The organism is Actinomadura sp. HBU206391, assembly GCF_014323665.1.
Classification (GTDB): domain Bacteria; phylum Actinomycetota; class Actinomycetes; order Streptosporangiales; family Streptosporangiaceae; genus Actinomadura_C.
The window spans coordinates 1-5,242 of the sequence record NZ_JABVEB010000330.1; the positions used below are offsets into that span (position 1 = coordinate 1).

4 protein-coding genes are annotated in these 5,242 nt (G+C 74.6%); all 4 read right to left on the reverse strand.

Annotation, left to right across the window (positions count from 1 at the left end; all coding sequences use genetic code 11):
• The coding region (locus HKK72_RS35565; protein ID WP_187238798.1) for a hydantoinase B/oxoprolinase family protein at nucleotides 1–1,656 on the reverse strand (1,656 nt) is incomplete at its 3' end.
• Nucleotides 1,653–3,803, reverse strand: a complete 2,151-nt coding sequence (locus HKK72_RS35570; protein WP_187238799.1) for a hydantoinase/oxoprolinase family protein — start codon at nucleotides 3,801–3,803, stop codon at nucleotides 1,653–1,655. The genes HKK72_RS35570 and HKK72_RS35565, both read right to left, overlap by 4 nt.
• A complete protein-coding gene (locus tag HKK72_RS35575) occupies nucleotides 3,800–4,819 on the reverse strand; it encodes an acyl-CoA dehydrogenase family protein (RefSeq protein ID WP_187238800.1) in 1,020 nt (339 codons plus the stop codon). Before HKK72_RS35575 ends, HKK72_RS35570 begins: the two co-directional genes overlap by 4 nt.
• Nucleotides 4,816–5,242 (reverse strand): acyl-CoA dehydrogenase family protein (locus tag HKK72_RS35580; RefSeq protein ID WP_261987519.1); only part of this gene is annotated, 427 nt, incomplete at its 5' end. The genes HKK72_RS35580 and HKK72_RS35575, both read right to left, overlap by 4 nt.

Here is a 5,242-nt window from a genome sequence, read left to right on the forward strand (position 1 = left end):
CCTGCCGTCGGCCAGGTCCTTGCGCTGGGCGTCCGGGCTCCGCTCGGCCGGGTCGCCGTAGCCACCGCCGCCGGAGGTCTCGACCACGAATGCCTCCCCGGCCCGTAGGGGCTGTCTGGTCGCCTTGGCGTCGAGCGGCTCGCGTACGCCGTCCGCCCGCTCCCGGTAGTAGCCGCCGGACCGTCCCGGCTCGCCGCCGGCGGCGCCGGGCGGCGGGCGGCGCAGCCGGTCACCGCGGGTGTCGACCCGCGCGTCCTCGAGCATCCGCAGGACCGTACGGGTGCCGAGCCCGCCCCGGTGCCGCCCCGGCCCACCGGAGTCGGCGATGAGCGAGACCTCCTCGACCCTCAGCGGCAGCCGGGCCTCGATCGGCTCGACCTGCGGGATGATGTTGCGCCCGCCGCCGAACAGCGCGCCCGTGGCGTCGGGGCCGTCCCGGTCGGCGCTCGCCCCCATGCCGCCGAGGTCGAACGACATGTGCAGCCACGGCCGATGCGCGCCGCTCACGCTGAAGGCCTGCAGGATTCCCGAGGCGGCCACCCCGCGGTCCGGCAGCGCCTGCGTCAGCGCCGCGAAGATCGCCTCCTCGGCGGCGGCGACGGTGGCCCAGCGCCCGCCGCCAGGGTAGGGCCTGGTGCAGTTGACCAGGCTGCCGAGCGGCATCCGTACCTCGACGGGCGCGAAGCAGCCTTCGTTCATGGGAAGTGACGGGTCGACGAAGCAGCGCAGCGCGTACATCACCCCGCCGAGCGTCTGGGAGAACCCGGAGTTGACCGGTGACGCGACCTGCTCGTCGGTGCCCTCGAAGTCCACGACCACGTGCGCGCCGTTCGGCGCGGCACCGCTCGCCCAGGAACCGCTCGCCCAGGCATCGGGCGAATCGGCCTCGACGGTGACCGCGACCCGGATCCGGCGGTCGTCATCGAGTCCGTACTCCCCGCGGTAGGTGCCCTCGGGCAGCGCCGAGAGCTCGGCCCGGATCCGCCGCTCGGTATGGGCCAGATAGCCGTCGACGCCGCGCGCCAGCCCCTCCGCGGTGTGCGAGTCGATGATCTCCTCGAGCCGGCGGGCCGCCACGTTGGCCCCGGCGATCAGCGCGCGCAGGTCGCCGACCAGCTTTTCCGGCGTGCGGCTGTTCGCGGCGAGCACCCGGACCAGGTCGTCGACGAGCCCCCCGGCGGTGGCGATCCGCACCGGCGGCAGCTGCACGCCCTCGAGGAAGACGTCGGTCGCGTCGGAGGCCATCCCGCCGGCCGAGAGCCCAGACAGGTCGGCCACGTGGATGAGCGTCCCGGTGAAGTAGGCCGGTGCCCCGTGCACGAACACCGGGCGGAAGATCAGCAGGTCGTTGGCGTGGATGCCGCCCTGGTAGACGTCGTTGAGCAGGAACACCTCGCCCGGCTCCATGCCCGTGAGCGGGAACGCCTCCAGCACGTACGGCAGCGCGCTGCGCAGGCTCGCGCACTGGATCAGGGCGGTCGAGACCGAGTGTGCGACGAGCCTGCCCCGGGCGTCCAGGATCGCCGCCGCCGCGTCGGCCCCCTCGACGATGAACGTCGAGTACGCCGACCGGACGACGACGATGCTCGCCTCCTCGGCCGCCACGCACAGCGCGTTGCGCAGGATCTCCGCGGTGAGGTCGGCAGAGGTGCTCATGGCGTGCTCCGTTCACCCGGACGGCTCGGTCGTGCCTCCAGCAGCACCGCGCCGTACGGGTCGACGGTGCCGCGCCAGCCCGGTGGCACGACCAGCGACGCCTGCGGCTCAGTGAGGATGTACGGGCCGATGATCTCCGTGCCCGCAGGGCAGCCGTCGCGGGCGAGCACCGGCACGTCGGCGAACCCGCCGCCGAACCACGCCCGCCGCGTCTCCACGGGAACAACTGCATGATCACGGTGGGAGGTGGCGCTCACCGGTTGGGCGGCGGCCTCTTCGGCAGCCGGCCTGTCGGCGGGCGGTGCGGCCGGGAGGATCAGCCGGACGCGGGCGGTGGTGAGCTCGGCGGGATCGCGCAGGTCGATGCCATAGGACTCGTAATAGCGCTTGTAGAACTCCTCGGCCACCCGCCCGACCGTCTCGGGCGTGACCGGCCCCGCCGGCATCTCGACGGTGAACGCGTGCGCCTGGCCGGCGAACCGTACGCCGACCGACCGCACGACCTCGGCGGCGCGCACCGGAACGCCCAGGTCGGCCGCGGCGGCGCGCTCCAGTTCCGCGAAAACCGCCGTCAGCTCGGCGAGCGCTTCCCCGCCCGCCGACGGCGACAGCAGCGTGCCGGTCGGAGCGAGAAAGGTACGCGCGCGCTCCATGGCGAGGTCGGCGTGCAGCAGCCCGACGGCCGAGCCGACGCCCGCGTGCGGCGGGACCAGGACCCGGGCGATCCCGAAGCGTTCGGCCAGCCTGGCGACGTGCGTCGGGGCCGCCCCGCCCAGCGCCACCAGGGTGAACGCCCGTGGATCGATCCCCCTTCGCACCGTCACCACGTGGATCGCAGCGCCCATCTGCGCGTTCGCCACATCGTGGACGGCCGCCGCCGCCTCGACCACGCCGACGCCGAGCGGCCCTGCGACATGTTCGGCGAGCGCTTCCTCGGCGAGCCGCGCGTGCAGGGGGAACTCCCCGAAACCGCTCGCGTCGAGATAGCCCAGCACGAGGTCGGCGTCGGTGACGGTCGGCAGGGTGCCTCCCCTTCCGTAGCAGGCCGGGCCTGGTGAGGCCCCGGCCGATCGCGGCCCGACCCGTAGCGTCCCCGCGTCCACCCACGCGATCGAGCCGCCGCCCGCGCCGACCTCGGCCAGGTCGATCGCGGGCACCTTGATCGGCACTCCCGTGCCGGGTCGCCGTCCGCCGAAGCTGCCCTTGCCGCCGACCTGGAACTCATGGGTCACGCCCGGCCGGCCGTCCCGGACCAGGCCGGCCTTGGCCGTCGTGCCCCCCATGTCGAAGGAGATCAGATGGGCCAGACCGCGGGTCGCTCCCTGCCGCGCAGCGGCGATCACGCCGGCCGCAGGGCCCGACTCGATCGTGAAGACCGCGCGGTCGGCGGCGAGCGAGGCGGGCAGCACCCCGCCGGCCGACTCCATCACGTGCACCGGTGCGGTGACGCCGAGGCGGCGCAGCTCGGCGCCGAGCCGGCGCAGGTAGGCGGCCATGACCGGCCCGACGTACGCCGACATCAGCGTGGTCGTCGCGCGCTCGTACTCCCCGAGTTCCGGCCAGATCTCCGACGAGACGACGACGGGTGTGCCCTCCGGCAGCCGGGCGGCGATCAGCCCGGCCAGCCGCCGTTCGTGCGCCGGGTTCGCATGCGAGTGCAGCAGGCAGATTGCGACGGCGGCGGCCCCGCCGGCCGAGATGTCGGCGGCGATCCGCTCGGCGGCCTCTTCGTCGAGCGGCTCGATGACCTCGCCCGAGGCGGCGATCCGTTCCGGGACTTCGAACGTGCGGGTCAGCGGCACCGGCGGTTCGATCGGCGCGAACGCCAGGTCGAACCGCTCCTCCTCGACCCGGGCCCTCCGTCCGAGCGCGAGCATCGAACGGAAGCCACGGGTGGTGACGAAGGCGACGGGCACGCCGCGCCGCTCCAGGATCACGTTGGTGGCGAGCGTGGTGGCGTGCACGAACCGCCCCACGTCCGCGGGAGCCACCTCGGCGGCGGCGAGCACCTGGGAGATCCCCCGCAACAGCCCGGCCGTCGGCTCATCGGGCGTCGTGAGGGTCTTGGCCACGTGCGTCCGGCCGTCGGCGCCGGTGAGGACGACGTCGGTGAAGGTCCCCCCGACGTCGCTGGCCAATGTGATCATCGCACTCCCTGGGGAAGTCGCGGCGGCGCGGGCTCGCCGAGCAGGGCGTCCCGCAGCCGCGCGCGGTGCAGGGACTCCTCGCCCCATGCGCCGCGCAGCGACCACACCCGGGTGAGCCACAGGTGCAGGTCGAGCTCTTCGGTGTAGCCGATCGCGCCGTGCACCTGCAGCGCCGCGCGTGCCGCCCGGTGCGCCGCCGTACCGGCCGCGATCTTGGCCGCGGAGACGTCGCGCGGCGCGGAGGGCGTCCGGTGGGTCAGCGCGTACGCGGCGCGGTAGACCACAGGGGCGGCGAAGTCGAGGGCGATCGCGACGTCGGCGAGCTGGTGCTTGACGGCCTGGAACGAGCCGATGGCCGTGCCGAACTGCCTGCGCTGCCCGGCGTACGCGACCGTCATCTCGAGCAGCCGCCGCCCGAGGCCCACGAGCTGGGCCGCCGTCGCGAGCGCGGCGTGGTCGGCGGCGCTGCCGAAGACGGCCGGCGAACCGCCGAGGGGGTCTCCCTCCGCGCGGCCGGCGTCGGCCGCGCTCGCGGCGAACAGCCGCCGGGTCGCGTCGAGCGAGGGAATCGGGCTGAGCGTGACGTCGTCGGGGCTCACGGCGCGGACGCCTCCGCCCGACCGCATCACGAGCAGGTCCACCACGTCGGCGTCGAGCAGGTGCGGCATCGCGACCGAGACGGCGGCGGTGCCGGCCGCGATCTTGGCCAGCCAGCCGGGCTCGACCAGCCACGGGGCCGCGACCGCCGATTCGACGAGAGGGCCGGGCACCGCGAACCGGCCGGTCTCCTCAAAGGCGAGCACGGTGTCGAGCGGGGTGAGCCCGAGCCCGCCGTGCTCCTCGGCCACCAGCGCCCCGAGCAGCCCGACCCGGGCGAGCGCGTGCCACGCCGCGCCCCTGCGGGCCGACGGGTCCGCCGCCGCCGCGCGTACGGCGTCCGGCGGGCTGGTGCCGGCCAGCACCTCGCGTACGGCTCCGGCGAGCAGCCGCTGGTCGGCGGTGAAGGAGAATCTCATCGCGGCAGCCCCAGCACGCGTTCGGCGATGATGTTCCGCTGGATCTCGTTGGTGCCTGCGTAGATGGGCCCGGCGAGCGAGAACAGGAATCCGTCCTGCCAGGGCTCGGTGACCCGAGGCCCGAGCAGGTCGAGGGCGAGCTCGTGCATGCGCACGTCCAGCTCGGACCAGAACACCTTCATCAGGCTCGACTCGGCGCCGAGCTCGCCGCCCTCGGCGAGCCGCGCCGCGGCGTGGAAGGTGTAGAGCCGGTAGGCGTCGGCCTCGGTCCAGACCCGCACCGCCGCGTCGCGCAGGGTCTGGTCGTCGCTCGACCGCGCGAGCGCGAGCAGCCGGTCGGCCGTGGCCATGAACCGCCCGGGGCTGCGGAGCGTGAGGCCGCGTTCAGAGCCGGTGGTGGCCATTGCGATCCGCCACCCCTCC